The sequence below is a fragment of the Tenggerimyces flavus genome (genome assembly GCF_016907715.1).
Taxonomy (GTDB): domain Bacteria; phylum Actinomycetota; class Actinomycetes; order Propionibacteriales; family Actinopolymorphaceae; genus Tenggerimyces; species Tenggerimyces flavus.
The window spans coordinates 5,100,896-5,122,357 of sequence record NZ_JAFBCM010000001.1; the positions used below are offsets into that span (position 1 = coordinate 5,100,896).

The 21,462-nt window shown below is 69.9% G+C and carries 19 protein-coding genes; 6 read left to right on the top strand and 13 right to left on the bottom strand.

Annotated features, from left to right (window positions below):
- Positions 1-188: 188 nt before the first annotated feature.
- Together JOD67_RS23875 and JOD67_RS23880 are read right to left on the bottom strand one after the other, a co-directional pair.
- Complete coding sequence (locus tag JOD67_RS23875) at positions 189-803, bottom strand: putative glycolipid-binding domain-containing protein (protein ID WP_307782523.1); 615 nt, start codon at positions 801-803, stop codon at positions 189-191.
- 57 nt (positions 804-860) lie between these two features.
- Positions 861-2,939, bottom strand: coding sequence for a S9 family peptidase (locus JOD67_RS23880; RefSeq protein ID WP_205119929.1), 2,079 nt, complete (start codon positions 2,937-2,939; stop codon positions 861-863).
- 121 nt (positions 2,940-3,060) lie between these two features.
- Between JOD67_RS23880 and JOD67_RS23885 the strand changes: the two genes are divergently transcribed.
- Positions 3,061-3,510 (top strand): group II truncated hemoglobin, encoded by a 450-nt coding sequence (locus JOD67_RS23885; RefSeq protein ID WP_205119930.1) that lies wholly within the window; start codon positions 3,061-3,063, stop codon positions 3,508-3,510.
- Positions 3,511-3,569: 59 nt separating this feature from the next.
- Here the strand turns inward: JOD67_RS23885 and JOD67_RS23890 are convergent, their stop codons facing one another.
- Both JOD67_RS23890 and JOD67_RS23895 read right to left on the bottom strand, forming a co-directional pair.
- Positions 3,570-4,889 carry an esterase-like activity of phytase family protein gene (locus tag JOD67_RS23890; RefSeq protein ID WP_205119931.1) on the bottom strand — a complete coding sequence of 440 codons (1,320 nt, stop codon included), beginning with the start codon at positions 4,887-4,889 and terminating at the stop codon, positions 3,570-3,572.
- Between the two features lie 63 nt (positions 4,890-4,952).
- A complete protein-coding gene (locus tag JOD67_RS23895; protein ID WP_239554014.1) occupies positions 4,953-5,942 on the bottom strand; it encodes a class I SAM-dependent methyltransferase in 990 nt (329 codons plus the stop codon).
- Positions 5,943-6,065: 123 nt separating this feature from the next.
- On the opposite strand from JOD67_RS23895, the gene JOD67_RS23900 reads away from it, so the two are divergent.
- Both JOD67_RS23900 and JOD67_RS23905 read left to right on the top strand, forming a co-directional pair.
- A complete protein-coding gene (locus tag JOD67_RS23900; RefSeq protein ID WP_307782524.1) occupies positions 6,066-8,036 on the top strand; it encodes an N-acetylmuramoyl-L-alanine amidase in 1,971 nt (656 codons plus the stop codon).
- Between the two features lie 73 nt (positions 8,037-8,109).
- Positions 8,110-8,847 carry a Clp protease N-terminal domain-containing protein gene (locus JOD67_RS23905; protein ID WP_205119934.1) on the top strand — a complete coding sequence of 246 codons (738 nt, stop codon included), beginning with the start codon at positions 8,110-8,112 and terminating at the stop codon, positions 8,845-8,847.
- A gap of 99 nt (positions 8,848-8,946) precedes the next feature.
- Here the strand turns inward: JOD67_RS23905 and JOD67_RS23910 are convergent, their stop codons facing one another.
- A complete protein-coding gene (locus JOD67_RS23910) occupies positions 8,947-9,276 on the bottom strand; it encodes a TFIIB-type zinc ribbon-containing protein (RefSeq protein ID WP_205119935.1) in 330 nt (109 codons plus the stop codon).
- A 130-nt stretch (positions 9,277-9,406) separates the two neighbouring features.
- On the opposite strand from JOD67_RS23910, the gene JOD67_RS23915 reads away from it, so the two are divergent.
- Entirely contained in the window at positions 9,407-9,988 is a 582-nt protein-coding gene (locus JOD67_RS23915) for a M23 family metallopeptidase (protein WP_205119936.1), read from the top strand.
- 233 nt (positions 9,989-10,221) lie between these two features.
- Here the strand turns inward: JOD67_RS23915 and JOD67_RS23920 are convergent, their stop codons facing one another.
- A complete protein-coding gene (locus JOD67_RS23920) occupies positions 10,222-11,670 on the bottom strand; it encodes an MFS transporter (RefSeq protein WP_205119937.1) in 1,449 nt (482 codons plus the stop codon).
- A gap of 228 nt (positions 11,671-11,898) precedes the next feature.
- Here JOD67_RS23920 and JOD67_RS23925 point away from each other — a divergent pair, with 228 nt between their 5' ends.
- The gene (locus JOD67_RS23925) at positions 11,899-12,891 is read left to right on the top strand and encodes an aldo/keto reductase (RefSeq protein ID WP_205119938.1); all 993 of its coding nucleotides are present in this window, start codon (positions 11,899-11,901) and stop codon (positions 12,889-12,891) included.
- Between the two features lie 157 nt (positions 12,892-13,048).
- Here JOD67_RS23925 and JOD67_RS23930 read toward each other — a convergent pair whose 3' ends face one another.
- The 5 genes from JOD67_RS23930 to JOD67_RS23950 form a co-directional block, all read right to left on the bottom strand.
- A complete protein-coding gene (locus JOD67_RS23930; RefSeq protein ID WP_205119939.1) occupies positions 13,049-14,365 on the bottom strand; it encodes a type III PLP-dependent enzyme domain-containing protein in 1,317 nt (438 codons plus the stop codon).
- Complete coding sequence (locus JOD67_RS23935; RefSeq protein ID WP_205119940.1) at positions 14,362-15,930, bottom strand: N-acyl-D-amino-acid deacylase family protein; 1,569 nt, start codon at positions 15,928-15,930, stop codon at positions 14,362-14,364. Before JOD67_RS23935 ends, JOD67_RS23930 begins: the two co-directional genes overlap by 4 nt.
- 69 nt (positions 15,931-15,999) lie before the next feature.
- The gene (locus tag JOD67_RS23940) at positions 16,000-16,794 is read right to left on the bottom strand and encodes an SDR family NAD(P)-dependent oxidoreductase (RefSeq protein ID WP_205119941.1); all 795 of its coding nucleotides are present in this window, start codon (positions 16,792-16,794) and stop codon (positions 16,000-16,002) included.
- A 1-nt stretch (position 16,795) separates the two neighbouring features.
- Positions 16,796-17,815 (bottom strand): Gfo/Idh/MocA family protein, encoded by a 1,020-nt coding sequence (locus tag JOD67_RS23945; protein WP_205119942.1) that lies wholly within the window; start codon positions 17,813-17,815, stop codon positions 16,796-16,798.
- Positions 17,808-18,641 (bottom strand): Gfo/Idh/MocA family protein, encoded by an 834-nt coding sequence (locus JOD67_RS23950; protein ID WP_205119943.1) that lies wholly within the window; start codon positions 18,639-18,641, stop codon positions 17,808-17,810. The genes JOD67_RS23945 and JOD67_RS23950 overlap by 8 nt, the downstream gene beginning before the upstream one ends.
- A 73-nt stretch (positions 18,642-18,714) precedes the next feature.
- On the opposite strand from JOD67_RS23950, the gene JOD67_RS23955 reads away from it, so the two are divergent.
- Complete coding sequence (locus JOD67_RS23955; protein ID WP_205119944.1) at positions 18,715-19,647, top strand: phosphotransferase family protein; 933 nt, start codon at positions 18,715-18,717, stop codon at positions 19,645-19,647.
- Positions 19,648-19,789: 142 nt separating this feature from the next.
- Here the strand turns inward: JOD67_RS23955 and JOD67_RS23960 are convergent, their stop codons facing one another.
- Positions 19,790-21,007 carry a winged helix-turn-helix domain-containing protein gene (locus JOD67_RS23960; protein WP_205119945.1) on the bottom strand — a complete coding sequence of 406 codons (1,218 nt, stop codon included), beginning with the start codon at positions 21,005-21,007 and terminating at the stop codon, positions 19,790-19,792.
- An 11-nt stretch (positions 21,008-21,018) separates the two neighbouring features.
- On the bottom strand, positions 21,019-21,453 hold the full coding sequence (locus JOD67_RS23965; RefSeq protein WP_205119946.1) for a hypothetical protein: 435 nt from the start codon (positions 21,451-21,453) through the stop codon (positions 21,019-21,021).
- Between the last annotated feature and the right edge of the window lie 9 nt (positions 21,454-21,462).

The window sequence follows — 21,462 nt, forward strand, 5'->3', positions numbered from 1 at the left end:
ACAGTCCCAGCTGCGAACGGCCTGCAGATGTGCGGGAAGCAGCGCGAGCGTGAAGAGAGGGTAATGGGGCTCGCTGCCCTCTGGCCCCCTTCAGTGCAGAGCTGGCCAGCCGCCCACGTTTGGATGAAGGGCACCTTCATCCAATAGGTTGGGATGAAGGTGCCCTTCATCCAAACCACCGGAGCTGGTCAGCGCTCCGAGGACGTACGGCGGGCGATGCCGGGGTAGTCGAGGATGAAGCCGTCCTTGTCGAAGACGATGTCCGCGCCGAAGCCGTCGCTCTCGAAGCGCACGATCGAGGTGCCGCCGTAGCGGCGGACGTGGGAGTACCGCTGCGGCAACGGCTCGACGACCAGGTCGGGCACGGAGACCCACGGCATCACCAGGTCGACCGGCTCCGCACCGCTCTCCAGCAACCCGTGGCGGAGGACCGGCATCGTGTTCGTCAACGGCGACAGGCCGAGGTCGCAGTCCTGCGCGCCCTGGTAGTCCTTGCCGTCGCCGCCTGGCTCGGCGGCGCCCTCGAACTTGCCGGTCGCCTCGGCCGCGATCTCCCAGGTGCCGCTGCCGTCCCGGCGCAGCTCCAGCGACCGGGCCCAGCCCGCACCGGACGTGTGCACCTTCAACAGTGACGCCACGTAGTCGGTGCCGGTCGAGAGCATGTACTCCAACCGGTACGGCACCGGGTCCGCGCCCAGCGCCAGACCCTTCGCCGTCAGCTGGGTGCCCGACAACTTCAGCTCGACCAGTTCAGCCCCGGCGCTCTTGAGCCACACCAAGGACCTTCGAAGATCCCCGCTCACGATGTCCTCCTCAGGGCGGACGGCGCACACAGTATGCCCACATCGCCCGGTCGATGATCAACCGTCGCTGCGTACGACTCCGATCGCATCGAGCAGGAACCCTTGGTTCAGCGCCTCGTCCTTCCACCGGTTGTACCGGCCCGACGGGCCGGCATGCCCGGCGCCGAGCTCGGTCTTCAGCAGGATCGGCCCGCCACCGGTCAGCCGGTCGCGCAGCCTGGCCACCCACTTCGCCGGCTCCCAGAACCCGACCCGCGGATCGTTCAGCCCGCCGGTCGCGAGCACCCGCGGGTAGTCGCCCTTCGCGACGTTCTCGTACGGCGCGTACGCCTTCATCGCCGCATACGTTTCCGGGTCCTCGATCGGGTTGCCCCACTCGTCCCACTCGCGGACGGTGAGCGGCAGCGTCGGATCGAGCATCGTGTTGAGCGCATCGACGAACGGCACCTGCGCGAGCACGCCCGCGAACAGGTCCGGCCGCAGGTTGAGCACCGCGCCCATCAGCAGCCCGCCAGCAGACCCACCGCGGATCGCCAGCTGCGACGGCGTCGTCCAGCCGTCCTTGACGAGCTGCTCCGCGCAGGCGACGAAGTCGGTGAACGAGTTCACCTTCTCCAGCTTCTTGCCGTGCTCGTACCACGCGCGGCCCATCTCCCCGCCGCCGCGGATGTGCGCGATGCCGAAGGCGACGCCGCGATCGAGCAGCGACAGCCGCTCGGTGGAGAACGAGGGGTCGTAGGAGATCTCGTACGACCCGTACCCGTACAGCACCGCCGGCCCGCCCTGCACCCGGTCCTTGCGCCAGACGAACGACATCGGGATCCGCGTCCCGTCCGAGGCCGTCGCCCACAGCCGCGCCGACTCGTACTGGCTGAGGTCGACGCCCAGCACCGGCTGGACCTTCCGGATGTCGCGGGCGTCCGACACCAGGTCGACGTCGATCGTCGACGGCGGCGTCGTCATCGACGTGTACTCGACCCGCACCACCGACGTGTCGAACTCGCGGTTGATGCCCAGGCCCACCGCGTAGATCGGCTCGTCGAACGCGAGCCGCCGGCGCTCGCCGCTGCTCACCTCGAGCACGTCCAGCTCGGTCCGGCCCTCGGCGCGCAGCGACACGACCAGCTGCGAGGCGAACGGGTCGATGCCCTCGATCCGGACGCCCGGCGTGTGCGGGATCAGGTCGGTCCAGTTCTCCGGACCGGGCGCCGTGACCGGCGCCTGCGCGACGCGAAAGTCCGGGCCCTCGTCGTTCGTCACGATCAGGAACCGGTCGCCGTGGTGGTCGACGAAGTACTCGACGCCGGTCCGACGCGGCGCGACCAGCTGCCACTCGCCCTCGGGGTCGTCGGCGGGCAGCACGCGCACCTCACTGGTGATGCTCGCGCCGAGCGACATCACCAGCCACGCGCGGGACCGGGTGCGGCGGACGGACATGAAGTACGCCTCGTCGTCCTCGGTGTGCAGCAGCACGTCCGCGCTGGGGTCGGTGCCGAGCTTGTGCCGCCACAGCTTGTACGGCCGGGTGTTCTCGTCGACGGTCGTGTAGAAGACGTACTGCTCGTCCGCCGACCAAGCCGCGCCGTAGCCGCAGTTGTCGATCGTGTCCGGCAGCAGCTCGCCCGTGCGCAGGTCCTTGACGTACAGGTGCAGCCGCTCGCTGCCGTCGGTGTCGGTCGCGTACGCGAGCAGGTTGCCGGTCGGCGAGACCGCGAAGGCGCCGAGACTGAAGTAGTCCAGGCCCTCCGCCAGCTGGTTCGGGTCGAGCACGGTCTGCTCGTCGCCGCCGCCGAGCGGCCGGCGGGAGTAGATGGAGTACTGCTTGCCCTCGACCGTGCGGCTCACGTACTCCCAGGCACCGTCGGGATACGGCACCTGCTCGTCGGTCTCCTGGGTGCGCGAGCGGTACTCCGCGTACAGCTCCTCGCGCAGCCCGCCGAGGTGGGCGAGCATCGAGTCGGTGTACGCGTTCTCCGCCTCGAGATGGGTGATGACGTCCGGATCGTCCTTGTCCCGTAGCCACGCGTACTCGTCGACCCGCTCGTCACCGTGGTAGGTGGACGTGACGGGGCGTTGAGCCGGCCGCGGTGGCGTGTGGATCGACGGCTGGGTGACTTCGGACATCTGCTCGGACATGCAGCGACCCTAGCCGCTCGTCTGGGTGTTGGCATGCGCGATTACCCAGGGTGTGAATAAGTCGGCTGGTCGACCATTTTCTCCAAGCGAGCTGTCCCCGGGCTCCGGCATCATGACTGCCATGACGACCCTTTACGAGGCCGCGGGTGGCGACGACGGCATGCTCCGCCTGGCCGCGGCGTGGCATGAACGAGTGCTCGCGGACGAGCTGGTGAGCCACGCGTTCAGCCACGGCTTCCGACCGGACCACACCGTGCGGCTGGCCGCGTACTGGGCCGAGGCGCTCGGCGGGCCGACGACGTACTCCGAGAAGTACGGCTCCGAGACGTCGGTCGTACGCATGCACAGCGGCAACGGCCAGCACGACGAGATGGACCGGCGCGCGATCGCCTGCTTCGACGAGGCCCTCACCGACACCGGGCTCGACTCCGACCCTCGGCTCCGCCAGGCGCTGTACGACTACTTCCTCTGGGCGACGACCACGAGCATGGCGGCGTACCACGGGTCCGCGGACGCCGTACCCGACGGGCTCACCATCCCGCGCTGGTCCTGGAACGGCTTGGAGGCTTAGCTCGCGGTGGTTTTGGATGAAGGGCACCTTCATCCAATCGTGGGCTGGGCCAAGCGGGGCTAGCGGAGGTTGGTGCCGCGCGGGAGGGTGATGGTGGCGAGCACCGTCTCCACGTTGCTGTCCACCAGGCGGCCGTTCGCGTCGAATGCTGCCGGGCCGTCGGACATGCCGAAGTCGTTGTCCGACACCACCGTCACCGTGCGGCTCCCCCGCACCGCGATGCCCTCGATCTTGCCTGGCACGCCGGGCACCGTGGACAGGTCCAGCAGGAGCGACTTGCGCATCGGGCGCACCGACGACGGCACCTCGGCCAACGCCTCCAGGCTCGGCAAGGTCGTCGACGCGTCCCAAGCGCTGCCCAGGATGTTCGTGGCCCGCCGCAGCGACGCCACATAGAGCTTCGCCACCTTGTCCGTCCGCTCGTCCACGAGCAGCCGGTCACCACCCAGCGCGACCATCCCCGAGATCTTCATCGCGTCCTGCACACCAGAGGGCTCGTACTCCGCCACCGGCTGCATCCGGTACAAGTACTCCCCCAAAGGCTTGCCCGACCGCGCACTGATGGTCAGGAACCGGATCGCCCGCGACGCCTCGCCGGCCGCCTTGGTCGGGTTCGACAGTGGGCTCTGCACGGACGTGTACAAGGTCCGTCCATCGCGCGAGAGAGCGAGCCCCTCGAAGCCGCGATTCTGCTTACGGGTAAGGAGAATCGCCGGCAACGTCTCGTACACCGGATACCCCGTCCCCGTCAGCCCCAGCCCGCGCGGCACAAACCGCGCCAGCACCACACCGTGCCGCGAGACGTGCAGCAGCGACGGGTTGTACTCCTCGACCAGCCAGAACGAGCCGTCCGGCGCGACCACGAGGCCCTCGGTGTCGACACCGTTCGGGTTGAACGGCAACGGCGTCGAGGCGTCGTAGGTGTACGGGCTCTCGTCGTGCGTCAGCTGGTTCGACATCCCCGTCACCGGCCGACCAGCACGCGTCCGCAGCGGAAGAGCCTCCACCACGCGCAGCTTCCCGTGCGCGACCCGGACTCGCACGATCGTCGGGTCGAACGCCGGCACCGGGAACGTGCGCCTGTTCTTGCCGTCGACCTCGATCAGCCCGTTCGGCCCGCGGTCAGTGACCATCCAGTACTCGTCAGACCGCCGCGCCGGGTACAGGTCGCTGCCGATGCCGCCGAGGTCGACGCCGCGGTCGTTGGCGATCGAGTGCGGAAGCTCCCTGTTCTGGAACGACGCGAGCCCGATGTCGGGCAGCGTCGCGAACGACGCCTTCGGCGCGGGGCGAGCGCTCGCGACGGGAGTAGCCGCGATCAGGGCGAAGCTCGCCAGGAGGGCGAGGGTGAGGGCAACGGAACCAGGCAGTCTGCGCACCGTCGCAAGCTAGGAGCGTCAGACGTCTGTCGAATGGCCCGGTGGTGGCGGAGCAGTGAACGGTCAGTCCGGGTCCGACCAAGCCGTCGCCTGGGACTCCCCCGCGACGGCGTACCCCGCGTCCTCCAGCCGCTCGCGCGCGGTCCGGTCGACGCCGGCCAGCGCGCCGTACTGGCTCACCAGCAGCCGCCCACCCGGCTCGAGCAGGTCGTCGACGACGTGGCGGATCAGGTCCATCCGGCGGTGTTCCGGAACGCAGTCCACCAGGGTGTGGACGAACGTGAACCGCCGCCCGTTCGACGGCACGTAGTCGATCGCGTTGCCGACCTCGATCCGGTCCGCCCACGCGGGATAGCGCTTGCGGGCGAGCTCGACGAGACCCTCGGCGAGGTCCACGCCGTACGGCTCGATCGCGATGCCCCGTTCGCCGGCCCAGGTCTGGATGGTCTCCATCAGCAAGCCGTTGGCACAGCCGATGTCGAGCAGCGTCCCGTCCCGGTCGATGCCGTCGACGATGTGTTCGCGATGCGCTCGCCACTTCTCCGGCGAGCCGGCCATCCCGGATCCGCCCTCGGCCGTGGGCTCGCGCAGGTACGCGGGCTCGAGCAGCCGCAGGTTGTTCGCGTAGTAGGCGGCGTCGTCCTCGTTCCGGTACGAACGCGCCGCGTCCAGCACCACCCGCGACAGCAACGGGTCGGCCAGCTTGGCCGCGAGGTCCTCCGCGGTCAGGACCACCGGGTCGATGGCGGCGTGCGGACGTTCGCCGCGGTACGGGGCCGCACCTTCCAGCCAGGCGTAGACATGCAGCCCGTCGTCGAGCGGCGCCGAGCCGATCGGCACGACGCGCTGCATCCGGAACGCGGCGGTCTCCAACGGGATGCGCAGGCTGGAATCGAGAATCCAGTGCTCGCCCCGCAACACCGCACCGGTCGGAAGTGTCACCGACGTGGAGGTGGGGATGGCACAGCACAGCCCGTCGTTGCGGAACGGGACGAAGGTCAGTTGGCGGACGAGAGCGGGATCGGGGTCACTGTCGAGTGCGGTGTACGCCATGAACGCGAGCCTGGCAACGATCTACGGAACGCGCATTCCATTTACCTCCGCCATCACGCTGCGAACGGCTTGCAAGCCGTTGTCCCGCTATCGTTCGCGGCGAAACCGACACGAGGGGTGAAAGTGATCAGAACGAGAAGGTTTCTCGCGATCGGCGCCTCGGCAGCCCTGATCGCCGCCGCGTTCGCCAGCGCGGTGCCGGCCTCCGCGACGGGGCCGGATCCGAAGACCCGGCAGGAGCAGTACGCGAAGGCGGCCGAGCAGTACGGAGTGCCGCAGGACGTCCTGCTCGCGGTCTCGTACCTCGAGTCGCGCTGGGACACCAACGCCGGCAACCCGTCCACCAGCGCCGGCTTCGGCCCGATGCACCTCACCGACTACACCGCGGCCGGCGTCGGCGGCGACCACCACGGCGAGGGCATCGAGGACCCGCGAGGCGATGCCCGCCGCCCGCTCGTCGCGACGAAGGCCAACGTCAAGACCGAACACGAGCCGCTCGCGAAGGAGACGCTCGACCAGGCCGCCGAGCTGACCGGACGGACCGTGCAGGACCTCCGGTCCAAGCCAGCGGCGAACATCGCCGGCGGCGCCGCGCTGCTCGCCGACTTCCAGCAGCAGCTCGGTCGACCGCTCTCCGCCGACCCGGCGCAGTGGTACGGCGCGGTCGCGAAGTACAGCGGCGCGACGGATCAGCAGTCTGCCAAGGCATTCGCGGACCAGGTGTACGACGTGCTCGCCGACGGCGCGACCCGTACGACGGACGATGGTCAGCGCGTCACGCTCGCCGCGACGCGGGTGACGCCGGACAGAAGCGGGCTGGGCAAGCTGGGCTTGCGCACGACTACCGGCGCGGAGGCCGAGTGTCCGAAGAGCCTCGCGTGTGAGTGGATGCCGGCTCCGTTCGGACAGTTCGGCGACCCGGTCGACTACGGCAACCACGACAAGAGCAACCGGCCCGAGACCGCGGCGATCAAGTACATCGTCATCCACGACACGGAGATCACGTACGCCTCGACCGTCAACGGGGTCGTGAACATCGCCAACAACGCCTCGTGGCACTACTCGGTGCGCGCGCAGGACGGTCACATCGCACAGCACATCAAGGCCAAGGACGTCGGCTGGCACGCCGGCAACTGGTACATCAACGGTCGCTCGATCGGCATCGAGCACGAGGGTTACGCGGCGCGCGGCACCTGGTACACCGAGGCGATGTACCGCAAGTCCGCGCAGCTGGTGCGGTATCTCGCGAAGCGGTACGACATCCCGCTCGACCGCGAGCACATCATCGGCCACGACAACGTGATCGGGCCGTTGAACGCGAACCTGCCGCTCACCCACTGGGATCCGGGTCCGTACTGGGACTGGGCGCGCTACTTCACGCTGATGGGTGCGCCGTTCCATCGGATCGCGCGGTCCTCGAACGGCGGCATGGTGACGATCAACCCGGACTTCGACAAGAACCGTCCGGCATACACCAACTGTGAGGACAACCCCGGCCCGCCGAGCGAGGGTGGCGTCAACATTCCCTGTGGTGACTGGGGATCGTCCGCGCTGTGGCTGCGTACGGAGCCGCGCGAGGACGCCCCACTGCTGAAGGACATCGGCCGCAACCCGCCCGACGGCACCAGCACGACGAAGGTCAGCGACCACGGCAGTCGGGTCTCCGCCGGAACGAGGTTCGCGATCGCCGACCGTAGTGGTGACTGGGTCGCGGTCTGGTACCTCGGCCAGAAGGGTTGGCTGAAGAACCCGCGCAAGGCGCCGACCGTGGAGTGGGCATCCGGGTTCGTCGTCACGCCGAAGGCGGGCAAGGAGTCCGTTCCTCTCTACGGGCGGCCGTACCCGGAGGCGGCGGCGTACCCGCCGGGCGTTCCGGTGCAGTCGGTGACTCCATTGATGTACAACCTGCCTGCTGGGCAGCGTTATCCGTACGCCTTCACCGTTCCGAGTGAGTACTTCTGGTCCGAGTTCGACACGAGCAAGAACGTGTACGTCCGCGGGAAGGACACGTACTACCAGCTCCAGTGGGGACACCGGATCGCTTACGTGAAGTCGACCGACGTGGATGTGGTGCCGTCAGGCCCGCGCTGGTAGCGACATAGCGAGGGGCAGCCATGCCGTCAAGGAGCATTTGACAAACGCACCGTTGTCAAACAACCCTTGACGCATGGCTGCCAAGAACATCGACCTGGATCAGATCATCGACGTCGTCGCCGAGGCGAACCCAGGCTCGGCGTTGGACCGCGTCAGTGGTGCCCGCGCGATGGCGGCTCGGCTCGAGACGCTGTCGCAGCACGTCATCGCGCAGTTCGTCGAGGAGGCTCGGCAGGGCGGCGCTTCGTGGACGCAGATCGGCAGCGCGCTCGGCGTCACTCGGCAGGCCGCGCAGCAGCGGTTCGTCGCGTCGGAGAGTGCTGACTTCGCGGCGGCGACGGGACGCGGACTTCCGTACTCGGCTCGCGCAGCGACGTCGATCGAGGCCGCTCGGACGCTGGCCAGTGAGCACGGACATCGCAGTGTCGACGATGCGCACGTACTGCTCGGACTGCTCGAAAACCGTACGGGTGCGGCGATTTCGGCGCTGAAGACGCTCGGACTGCGCACGGCGGACCTGCGCAAGTCGGCCCGGGCGGCGCTGCCCGGCGACACCAAGCGCAAGACCACGAACCCGGCGCTCGGCCGCAGCGGCGTGAAGGCGCTGGAGCTCGCGGAGCGCGAGGCGCTGCGGGTGGGCTCGGCCGCGGTCGACACCGAGCACGTGCTGCTCGGACTGCTCGGCGACGCGGACTCGGCGGTGGCGAAGCTGTTCGCCGACGCCGGCCAGAACTACGCCGCGGTGCGTGCCGCGGTCGCCAGCGAGGCGGCGGTCAAGCCGGCGAAGAAGACCGCCAAGCGCACCCGCTGAGCTCGACCAGCTTTCAGCCACGAAGGGGCAGACCGCGCAGTGCGGCCTGCCCCTTCGTGCGTTCCTGCTGGCTCGGAGCGCGCCAGCGCGACCATGCGACTAGTCGAACAGGTCGTCGAGGAACGAACGCTTGCGGCGGTGGCCGCCGTGGTGTCCGTACCCGGGCGGCGGCGACTGCCTGCCGTATCCCGGGGGCGGGGACTGCCGGCCGTAGTAGCCACCCTGCTGGTTCGGATATGGCTGCTGCGGCGGGGGCGGCGGCGGTGCCTGCTGGCCGCCGTGCCAGCGGGTCTCCGCGTCCACGAGGCGCTCGAGCTCACCTCGGTCCAGGAAGATGCCGCGGCACTCCTCGCACTGGTCGACGGTGACGCCGCCGCGTTCGTACTGCCTCATGGGGCCATGGCACTTCGGGCACATCAGTTCGCTCATGGCCAGCAACTTAGCCGATCCTTTACCTTTGTGCTTGGTGCCGACATCGGGGAAACTTCGGTCGATCTTCGTACGTTGAGGCACCGACAGCACGCGTCCTCACCGGTGGATCGGAGCACTCTGCATGGCGATGAGCCGACGGCTCTCGACGTCCTTGTTCATCGCCGGCTCGATCGCCGCGATCCTTGTCGTCGGAGCGATCTTCGGACGCGTCGGGCGGCTGACCGATCCGCCGGACTTCAATGCCCGGCCCGCTTTCCAACTGCCCTTCGCCTGTGGGCAGCTGTGGCGGCTGTCGACGTACGCGAGCCACAACCCGGAGGACAAGAAGGTCGACTTCTTCCGCCTCGGCGCGAAGACCGCGGGCAGCACGGTCGTGGCGTCGGCGACGGGTGAGGTCCGCCGGCTCGTGCGGCCGGGTGGGGTGAAGCTTTACCACGGCAAGGGCTGGTACACGATCTACCTGCACATGGACAAGATCCGCGTAGAGCCCGGCGAGCAGGTCGTGGCGGGGCAACCGATCGGCGCGGTGGGCAAGGTTGGAACGCGGGTGGAGCACCTGCACTACGAGCAGCTCTTCGACGAGGACGCGTCCGGCGACGCGCCCCCGTCGGAGATCGTGACTCCGGTGTTGCAGGGCAAGCAGTACAGCCTGGAGGCCGACAACCCCGCACCGCAGCTTCTGAGCAAGAACGCCTGCCCCACGAGTTAGCCTCGATCTTTCGTCCGGCGGTGGTTTCGCCCGGCCCCGCCCGCCCTGGGGCCAACGATCATGTTTACATGATCATTGGCCCCTTTACGCGGGGTGGACGGCAGGTAGAGTGGTCACTGGCCGGGTAAGGCGACCCGCGACGCTTCACCTACGGGGTGCCTTCCCGCTCGGATCACTCATCACAAGTCTCCTCAGCAGGACAGGCACTTCCGTCCTTGCCAGACACGACCCCCTCATCCCGTGGTCGGCACCTTGCGGAGCTTGACCACCGCGAGGACCGCGGCCGTGGCGGCGATGACCGCGGCGATCAGGGCGGCGACGTTCAGCCCACTGGTGAAGGCTTCTCGCGCCGCTTCGGGCAGCGCGACCTCGGCCGGCAGGTCGCCACCGAACTGCGCGCGGGAGACCGCGGCGGCGATGCTGCCGATGACCGCGATGCCGAGCGAGATGCCCAGATCGCTCGCTGTGGTTGCCAATCCGGACGCCGCGCCGGTCTTCTCCGGCGGCACCGAGCCCACGACGAGGTTCGTGGTCAGAGCCATCGAGGGCGCCACCGCCGGGTACAGCACGACGAAGCCCGCGATCAGTAGCGCGAGTCCGCCACCGCTGCCGACCTGCGTGAGCATCAGGTAGCCGACGACCTGCACGGCGAGACCGACCGCGATCAGCACACCGGGCCGGATCCTTCGTACCAGAACGGGCGAGAACGACGACACCACGACGAGCAGCGCGGCGGCGGGGAGCACCCAGAGCCCAGCCTGCAACGGGGACAGGCCCTCGACGAGCTGCAGGTACTGCGTGAAGAGCAGGTAGACGCCGCCGAGCGCGGTCGCGGCGAGCAGGAACACGCCGAGCGCGCCGCTGATCACGGGGTTGGCGAACAGCCGTACGTCCAGCAACGGGTGCGGCAGCCGAAGCTGCCGGAGGACGAACCAGACGCCGAACGCGAGCCCGACCGCGATGGAGACGAGCGGGACCACCAAGCTGCCCTGCTTGGCGAGCTCCTTGATGCCGTAGATGACCGGCAGCAACATGGCGAGCGAGAGCCCGACGCTGAACAGATCGAGCTTGCCGGCGGCCGGATTGCGGTTCTCGGGAACGAGGAACGGGGCGCCGATCGCGACGATGACCATGATCGGAACGGCGACGAGGAACGCGGCCCGCCAGTCGAACGCGGTGAGCAGCGCTCCGCCGACGACCGGTCCGAGCGCCGTACCGAGCGAGATCCCGCCGGCCCACACGCCGACTGCCACCCCGCGCTGCTTGGCGTCGGTGAACGTGGCGAAGATCAGGCCGAGCGTGGCGGGCATCTGGGTCGCCGCGGCGATGCCGAGGACCGCGCGCCAGAGGATCATCATCCCGGGATCGGTCGTGAACGCGGCGAGCACGGAGACCACGGCGAACACCGCCGCACCTCCGACGAGCAGCCGGCGGTGCCCGATCCGGTCCCCCAGCGTGCCCATCGTGACGAGCAGGCCGGCCATCAGGAAGCCGTAGATGTCGATGATCCACAGCGTCTGGGTCGGGCTGGGCCGCAGGTCCGCGGCAAGCTGCGGGATGGCGAGGAACAAGATCGTGAGCATCATGAACAGCAACATCGCGGGCAGCGCGAGGATCGCGAGCCCGAGCCAAACCTTCCAACGCGTGCCCTGAACGGGCGGTGCGCTCTCGACGCCAGACATGGCGGTGACCTTCCTTCGCAATACCACTGGGGGGTATCTGTGGTTGATGAGCCGAAGGTACCCCTGGAAGGTATCTAACGCAAGATTCCTCGCGTTAATGCGAGACCTGGTGGGGTACGGCTCCGCGTTAGGGGCCCGCTCCCGCCGCGCCAGGGCAGTCCAGGGGGGCGCTAGCCAGGGACTGACGGTCCCTCCCGCGACCGCCGGTCCCGCAGCACAGTCGGACTCATGGACATCAGAACACTGGGCAAGAACGGCCCGAACGTCTCCGCCTTCGGGCTCGGCGCGATGGGCATGTCGGGCGCCTACGGCCCCGCAGACGACATCGAGAGCATCGCCACGATCCACGCCGCGCTCGACGCCGGCGTCACCTTGATCGACACCGGCGACTTCTACGGCATGGGCGACAACGAGCTGCTGATCAACCGAGCCCTCCGCGACCGCAACCGGGACGAGGTGACGATCAGCGTGAAGTTCGGCGGGATGCGCGACCCCGCCGGCGGCTGGCTCGGCATCGACACCAGCCCGGCGGCGGTGAAGAACTTCCTGGCCTACTCGCTCCGCCGCCTCGGCACCGACCACGTCGACGTCTACCGGCCGGCGCGACTCGACCCGCGTGTCCCGATCGAGGACACCGTCGGCGCGATCGCGGAGCTGGTGCAGGCCGGGTACGTACGCCACATCGGGCTGTCCGAGGTCGGCGCCGAGACGCTCCGCAAGGCCAACGCGGTGCATCCGATCAGCGACCTGCAGATCGAGTATTCCCTGCTGTCACGGGGAATCGAGGCCGACATCCTGCCGACGGCGCGGGAGCTGGGTGTCGGCATCACCGCTTACGGCGTGCTGTCCCGCGGCCTGCTGTCCGGACGCTGGCGACCCGAAACCGCGCAGGAAGGCGACTTCCGTCGCTTCAGCCCGCGGTTCCACGAGGAGAACGTCCGCCACAACCTCGAGCTGGTGGACGCGCTCCGCAAGGTCGCGGAGTCGAAGAGTGCGACCGTCGCCCAGCTGGCGATCGCCTGGGTCGCGTCGCGCGGCGACGACATCGTCCCGATCATCGGCGCCCGCCGTCGCGACCAGCTCGCGGAGTCACTGGCAGCGCTCGACCTCGAGCTCGGCACCGGGGACCTCGCCGCGATCGAGGCGGCCATACCGGAGGGCTCGGCCGCCGGAGACCGCTATCCAGAGAGCCAGATGGCGCACCTCGATAGCGAGCGCTAGAAACCGCTCGCATGAGCGTCGGCGGCGGCGTTGCTTTCTCGGCCCCGCTATGCAGCGACGACGTCCCACCGATGTCGGTGAGCCAACGTGATCTCGTGGCGTCGTCGGTGCCGTAGCCGAGAAGGCGACGCCTGGTGCCGCCGACCGGTGCGAGCCATTAGAAGAGCGTGTGCGCGACCTCGACGATGACGCCGTCGTCGTCGACGATCGGGACCAGGCGCCACTTGTCGAACGCCGTGCAGGGGTGGGCGACGCCGAAGCACATCGCGTCGCCCACTCGCAGTTCCGAGCTCTCCGGGATTTCGACGAAGCCGTGCTGGTCGTTCAGGCCGGTGACCGTCATGCCGTCCGTCGAACGCGCCTCGCCAGACGTCGAGTACGCCGACCGCACCACCGGCCAGGCCACGTCGAACGGGAAGTCCCGCCGTCCCGCACCGACCAGCGCGAGCCCGGGCTCCGGCCGCGACAGCACGTACGCCCACACGTCAATCGCCGCTTGCAGGGCGTACGGCACACCGCCGGTCGGCAGCGGCGTCGACTCGGTGTACAGCCCGTCGTCGTGGGTCACGTATCCCCCACTGCGGATCACCACGGTCGCCGGCTCCTCGCCGGTCAGGTGCTCCGCGACCACGTCGAAGTACGTGCTCCCGCCGGCCGACAGCAGCAACCCGTCCGATACGCCTACCAGCTCCGTGCCACGAACGAGGCCCTGCTGGGAAAGCTCCAACCCCAGCGCACGAATCTCCGCGCAGAACGCACCCGCGGCCGCCAGATCCGCCGACGCACGGGAGTGTCCGAGCACGCCCTCGTAGCCCGTCGCGCCGACCACGTCGACCGTCGTCGTCGCCGCAGCGGCGCGCGCCACGGCGACAGCCGCCTCGGCCGAACGGGCGCCCGTCCGCTTGCCCCGAACCCCGAGCTCCACCATCACGGCCAGCGGCCGCGAGGCACCGCGCGCCGTCAGCTCGCGGTCCAGCAGCGCCACGCCCTCGACCGAGTCCACATAACCCACGAACGTCAGCCCCGGATCGGAGGACAAGGAGTCGGCCAGCCAGCCGATCCCGGCGGGGTCGACCAGCTCGTTCGCCAGCAGAACCCGCCGCACGCCGAGGTCGACGTACGCGCGCACCTGCCCGATGTGCGCCGCGGTGATCCCCCACGCGCCGGCCTCGAGCTGCCGGGCGGTGATCTCCGGCGACATCGTCGTCTTGCCGTGCGGCGCGAGCTCCACGCCGTGCTTGCGACACCACGCGGCCATCGTCGCGACGTTCGACGTCAGCGCCGAGTCGCGCACGACCATCAGCGGGTACGTCAGCTCGCCTCCGCGCACCGTCAAGTTGCGCTTGACAACATCGTCGGCAGTGATGCTGGGCAGTGCCGTGAAGCCCTTCTCCGCTGGGCTGATCGGCTGCGCGGCGAGCTGGCGCAAAGCCGAGGCCAGCACGTCCGGATCGTACGCACGGACCTCGCTCATAGCCCGACCTCTCCTCTGCGCAGGGCGCGACCGGGAGTCGCGCCGGTCAGCTTGCCGTCGACCAGCACCGGTTCCCCCGCGACGAGAACGTGGTTGACGCCGCACGCGAGCAGCCGTGGCTCGTCGTACGTGGCCCGGTCGCCGACGAGCTCCGGGTCGACGACGGCGATGTCGGCGACGTTGCCCACCGCCAGCGTGCCACGCCCCGCCAGCCCGAAGCGAGAGGCCGGGTGACCGGACAGATGCCAGCTCGCCTCGTTCCAGGTCCAGTCGCCGAGCTCGCGGGTGTGCTTGCCGAGGAACTGCGCGAACGCACCCCAGCCGCGCGGATGCGGATGCCCGCCGAGGTAGATCCCGTCCGAGCAGCCCATGTGCGCGGGGTGCCGGAGCAGCTCCCGCACGTCGGACTCCCCCGCCCCACTCGGCGCCGGCACGATCGCGCCGACCGCCACGTCGCTGTCGAGGATCAGTTCGCAGACCGCGTCGCCGAACGACATGCCCATCCGTGCCGCGGCCTCCGCGACCGTGAGGCCCTCCGCCCACCGCAGCCGTGAGCTGGCGACGAATCCCAACACAGACGGGGAAATCGTCTCCTCGACGGTCGGGAACCAGTCGCGGGCGAGCTGCTCGCGTACGGCCGGGTCCGCGAGCCGGCTGAGCGTCACGTCGACGCCACCCTCCTGCAACGTCGCCGGCAGCGCCTTCATCGCGAGGATCGTGTTCGCCCACAGGTGCGGGTAGGAGTCGAACGTGACGTCCAGCCCGTCGGCGAGGCACTCCTCGAGCCGTGCGACGAGCCGGGGCGCGTGGCCGCGGTAGTGCGAGATGTGCAGCGGGATGCCGGTGGCCTTGCCGATGTCGGCGGCCTCGGCCATCCCGACCCGCGCGCCGTCGTCGTAGCTGCGCAGGTGGCTCACGTACGGCGCGGCGATGCGGGCGGCCGGCGCGCACAGCGCGGTGAGCTCGTTCAGGTCGGCGAACACGCCGGGCACGTACTCCAAGCCGGTCGACACCCCGACCGCACCTTCGTCGAGGCCTTGCGACACGAGGGCGGCCATGGTGCGGAGCTCGGCGTCGTTCGCGCGGACCGAGCCGGAGCCGAGGACGTCCTGGCGGACCGTGCCGAGCGGGACGAGGTAGGCCACGTTCAGCGGCGTCCGCCGGTCGAAGAAGCCGAGCAGGTCGGCGACCGAGCAGCCGTTCGCGAGCTCCTCCGGCGGCGCGCCGTCGACCGCGGCGAAGTAGCGCGCGACGTACGCGACAGTCTCGGTCGACCCTGGTGCGAACGACAGCCCGTCCTGGCCGAGCACGACCGAGGTGATGCCCTGGCGGAGCATCGCCTCCTGCACCTCGGGCCGGGTGAGGACGGCGTCGGCGTGGACGTGGGCGTCGACCATCCCCGGAAACAGCAGCTGGCCGGTCACGTCGATGACCGTGTGCGCCTCAGCGCCGGTCAGCTCGCCGATCGCCGCGATGCGGCCGCCGGTGATCGCGAGGTCCGCACGCCGGGGCGTCCCACCCGCGTGTTCCACGACCGAGCCGCCGAGCAACGAGATGTCGTACACGTTCCGGTTGGGCCTCTCCGAAGGGGGACGGATGCCGCCAGCTTAGGGGCAGGACCGCAACGCTGTGGATCATGTCTCGTGGCCGGATTGGAACACATCTTGCAGGAACCCCGTGTGTCCGGCTAGTACCCCTCCGTCGACCCTCAGCACCACGCCCGTGATCCAGGATGCGTCAGCGGAGGCCAGGAACGCCACCGCCGCGGCGATGTCCTCCGGCTCACCGACCCGCCCGAGCGGATAGTGGCGGACGACGTCGTCGAAGATCGCGGGGTTCTCGGCGAGGCGCCGGGCCCAGACGGGCGTACGGACGGTGCCGGGCGCGACCGCGTTCACGCGGATGCCGCGCCGGGCGTAGCGCATGGCGAGGTTCTCGGTGAGGTTGTGCAGGCCGGCCTTGGCGGCGGAGTAGGCCTCGTTGCCGAACGCGGTGATCCCGTTCACCGAGCCGATGTTGACGACCGTGCCCTTGGTCTGGAGCAGGTGCGGCAGCGCGGTCTGCAGGCAGCGGACGGCGCCGCCGAGCGTCGGCTCGACCTGGCGTGCCCACTCCTCCTCGTCGGTCTCCTCGAACGGGACGTCGCGGGCGACCCCCACGTTGTTGACCAGCACGTCGAGCTTGTCGAACCGTTCGATGGCCGCGGCGAACGCGGCCTCGACGGACGCGCGCTGGGTGACGTCGCAGTGGATCGCGAGGCTGTCGACGCCCTCGTTCGCCAGCTCGGCGGCGGCCTGCTGGACGCCGTCGGCGTCGATGTCGAGGACCGCGACCTGCGCGCCCTCGCCACCGAGCCGGGTCGCGATCGCGCGGCCGATCCCGTGCGCGGCGCCCGTGATCAGCGCGGTCCTGCCCTCGAAGCGTCGCAACTCAGCCTCCTGCTGGCGTGGCTCGGCCGCTGTCGGCGGCCTCGTAGATGGCACAGAGCAGTCGTACGGTGGCGAGCCCTGCCTCGGCGGTGACGGCGGGCGGCCTCCCGTCGCGGAACGCTGCCAGAACGTCGCGCCACTGGGTCTCGTGGCCGATGACGCCGATCGCGGCGGGATCGCTCGCTCCGCTCTTCGCGGTGCTCGGGGTGGGTGGTGGCGGGACGCCGGGAATGTCCCAGCGGGTGACCTCGGCGTTCGCGAGCTCGATCGTGCCCTTGCTCGTGTAGACGACCAGGCGGGCGGGATCGCCGGGCTTGGTGGCGGTCGTGGACACGACGACGCCGAGGGCGTTGCTGGCGAACCTGAGGGTGGCGACGGTCGTGTCCTCGGTGTCGAGTCCGGCGTGGCCGAGCGTGCCGTACTGGGCGGTGACCTCGGCGACGGGCCCGAGCAGCCAGGTCAGTAGGTCGACGTTGTGGACGGCCTGGTTGAACAGGGAGCCGCCACCCTCGTTCTGCTTCGACCGCCAGGGCGCGTGCGCGTAGTAGGCGTCGTCGCGGTGCCAGTGCAGGAACGCCTCGCCGAGGATCGGGGTGCCGAGCTCACCGGCGTCGAGCTTGACTTTGAGGTACTGGTTCTGCGGCTCGAGGCGGCGTTGGGAGACGACGCTGACCTGCCGTCCCGTCTCCTTCGCGGTGGCGGCGACTGCCTTGGCGTCTTTCACGGTGAGGGCGAGGGGCTTCTCGACGACGACGTCGCTGCCGGCCTTCAGCGCCCGGATGGCCTGCTCGGCGTGCAGGGCACTGGGTCCACAGATCGCGACGAGGTCGAGGTCGCTGCGTTCCAGGAGGGCGTCGTGGCTCGTGCGCTCGGCGTCGGGCCAGCCGAGCTCGGTGAGATCGGTGCTGGCGCCGCCGCTGACGGCGACGAGCTCGGCCTGGTCTGCGAGCCGCGCGAGCGCCTTGGCATGCGTACGTCCGACGCTGCCGAGGCCCAGGATGCCGACGCGGGTTCTAGCCACGGTCGACCGCCGCCAGCAGCTGGACCGAGCGGCGCATCTGTGCGTCGGAGAGCGGGCGGTCGCCGTTCTGGACGAGAGCGAAGAAGCGTTCGAGCACGGGCGCGAGGTAGGCGTCGGCCAGCGGGACCTCGCGGCTGAGGATGCCGTGCGCGCCGACGACCTGGAGGTGGAACGGCACGCGCCCCTCGTCGGACGGCTGGACGAGGTTGACGACGACGTGGGTGGCACCGACCGTCGTGGCGAGCGTGAGGATGCCGCGGGAGCGGGTGGTGATGACCGGGCCGAGGTCGCCGTCGACCATGGCGAGCGCCATCTCGGCGGGGTGCACGCCGTAGTAGTGCCAGCCGCTGTAGGCGTTGTCCGGATCCGCGGGGCCGGTGGCGACGACGATCCGCGCGCCGCCGATGGACGGCAGCGCTTCTCTCGTCTCGACGACCTCGCGGGCCCAGCGCAGCGCCGAGGCCGAGAGGAGTGCGGCGCCGGACGCGTTCGCCGCTTCGAGCATCGCGTCGGCGTCTCCCACGTTCGTGGCGAACGGCTTGTCGACCAGTACCGGCATCCCGGCCCGGAGGAACGGCATCGCGTGCGCTCGGTGGTCCGCGCCGTCGCGGTCGGCGACGACGACGGCGTCGACGTTCTCCAGCAGCGCCTCGGGCGTCGAGACCACCGCGATGTCGCCGCCCTGCTTGGCGACATCGTTCGTCCGCTGGGCGTCGGCGCCCCACAGCGCGGCGACGCGCCAGCCGCCGAAGCGGTGCTCGAGGTTGAGGTGCCGGACGATCAGCTCGACGTGTGAGCTCTCTGTCCCCACGACCCCTAAGCGCATGCCGACGATCATGCCGTAACCAGGTGACATTGCTCGCTGAGATTGTTGGCCGGCGCCGGTAGTGTCACGGCTGATGACCGCCGAGGGCATGTCCGACTCCGCCGAGCAGCTTCCGCCCGATGAGGCGACGCTGCGGTGGGTGCGTGCCGCGGTGGGCTCGGGCAGCCTGATCGCGTCACTCCGCGAGCTGCCGACGGCGTCGACCGCGCTGCACGCCGTGGACGTACTCAGCGCGAGCGGTGTCCTGCACCGGCTGATGCTGCGGCGGTACCACCACGTCGAGCGGCTCGCGTCCGACCCCTGGTACCTCCCGTCGAACGAGGCGACCGTGCTCGGGATGCTCGAGCAGACCGACGTTCCCGCGCCGCGGCTGCTCGCCGCCGACACGATGGCGACGACCTGCGACCTGCCGACGTTGCTGACCACGCGGCTGCCGGGCGGCCCGCCCGACCAGGCGACCGACCCGAACCGCATCCTCGTCGCGCTCGCGGACATGCTGCACGTCATCCACGCGATCGACCTGCCGGTGGTGAAGGCGCTGCCGGCGTACCGCCCGTACTACGACCGCAAGATCGACGGCGACCGCCGCCCGCCGACCTGGTCGCGAGAGCCGAAGGTGTGGGAGCGCGTGTTCGAGGTCGTCGCGTCGCGGCCGCCGCACTTCGACCCCGGGTTCATCCACCGTGACTACCACCCCGGCCAGTCGCTGTGGACCCGCGAGCACCTCGTCGGCATCGTGGACTGGACGACCGGCTGCCTCGGCCCGCGCGGGATCGACCTGGCGCGGATGCGGCTGAACCTCGCCGGCCGCTACGGCGGCGAGTTCGCCGACCGGTTCCTCGCGCTGTACCAGTCCGGTGCGACGGTGACCGACCACCACCCGTACTGGGACCTGCTGGACGCGGCCGACGGAATCCTCGACCTGCGGGAGCCGTCGACGTCGGAGCAGCGGGTGGAGTACGCGCAGTTCGAGGAGTGGGTCGCGCGTTCAGTGGCGCGTCTCTAGCCTCGATCTTTCGTCCGGCGGTTTGGTTCGACCGGTCCGGCCCGCCCTGGGGCCAATGATCATGTTTACATGATCATTGGCCGCTTTACGTGGGGTGGACGCCAGGTAGAGCGGCCACTGGCCGGGTAAGGCGACCACGAGGCTAGAGCGCGCGTCGCAGCTGCTTGGCGAGGTTGCCGCGGTCGGCGACCTCGAGGTCTTCGAGCTCCAGCCAGGCCTGCATTTGCCGCAGCTCCGCGGCGAGCTCGTGGGCGACGTGCTTGGGGTCGTGGCCGGGCTCGACGTACGCGCTCTGGACCATCAGCGTGCCGCGTTGGCGGTCGGCCTTGAGGTCGCAGCGGCCGACGAGGGTGTCGCCGAGCAGGAACGGAAGTACGAAGTAGCCGTACTGGCGGCGCTCGGCAGGGACGTAGAGCTGCAGGCCGACCGGGTTGGTGAAGCCGCAGAGCGCCGCGGAGGAGACCCGGAGGAACGAGTCGAACGGCGACAGCAGCGCCCGCAGCTGGACCGGCTTCGGCACCCGCGTTCCCGGGAGTACGTAGCCGGGGTCCTTCCAGCCCTCGACCGCGACCGGCACCAGGCGCCCCTCGGCGACCACCTCCTTCAGCAGCGCGGGCCAGATCGCCCGGCTCGGCTTGCCGTTCTCCTGCCTTACACGGATCCGGAAGCTGTGCAGCCCGAGATGCTCGCTGAGCTGCCGTCCGGTGGCGACGCCGAGCGCTCCGGCGGACAGGCAGAGCAGCTCCTTCTGCGCCTCCTCGCGGTCAGGCACGGGCGCGTTGAGATGCTCGGCGGGGATGACGTTCTCGATCAGGTCGTACACGCGCGTGAACCCGCGCCGGCCGGCGATGCCGAGATAGCCGCACTCCAGGAGCGCCTCCAGCGCGGCCTTGCCCTTGCTCCAGCCCCACCACTTGCCGGTACGCGTGCCGCCGTCAGTCAGGTCGGCCGCGGCGAGCGGGCCGCGTTCGGAGATCTCGTGCAGGACCGCCTCGATGTGCTCGTCGCCCTCGACCGGGGCGCCCGACGACCAGGTGCGGCTGGTCCGCATCGCCAGCATCCGGTGCAGCATCAGCGGGAACAGTCGCGCCGGCAGCAGGCAGCTCGCGTGGCTCCAGCACTCGAACAGCTCTTTGCGGTCGTACGTCAGGTCGTCCAGCGCCGTGCGCCGGTACGGACCGAGGCGCGAGTACGCGGGCAGGTAGTGGGAGCGGACCAGCACGTTCACCGAGTCGAGCTGGATCGTCAGGAGCTTGTCCGCGACCTTGCGTACGTGCGCCAACGTCGCCTTGGCCGGCACCCGCCCAAAGCCCTGCGCCGACAAGGCGATCCGGCGTGCCTCGGCGAGCGACAGGTCCATGCGGACCCAGGCTAGAGGATGTCGTCCAAGGTCACGGCGAACGTGCCGGTGGGGGTCAGGACGTAGACGCCGAGGGGGCGGACGTCGTGCAGGGCGCAGGTTCTGTTCAGGCCCTGGTACCAACGCCGGTCGCTCTCGACGACGTGGTCCGGCCCGGGGCGGGACACGCCGAGCAGCAGCCGGCCGTGCGGATGTGACGCGGCCAGCACCTCGGCGAACGTGCTGACCAGCCGGGCGCACTCCTGCACCGACGGGTGCTCCGGGCAGCCGTCGACGGCGCGGTTGGCCTGCGGTCGGTGCTGCTGGTCGCAGAGCACGCCGTACGCGGTGAACTCGGTTCGCCGCACCGGTCCCACCAGCGCGTCGAAATGGGCGCGGATCGCCTCCGGCGTCTCCAGCGCCGCCGGCTCCATCCGCTCGACGGGTACGGGTCGCACATCGTCCATGCAGGCAGA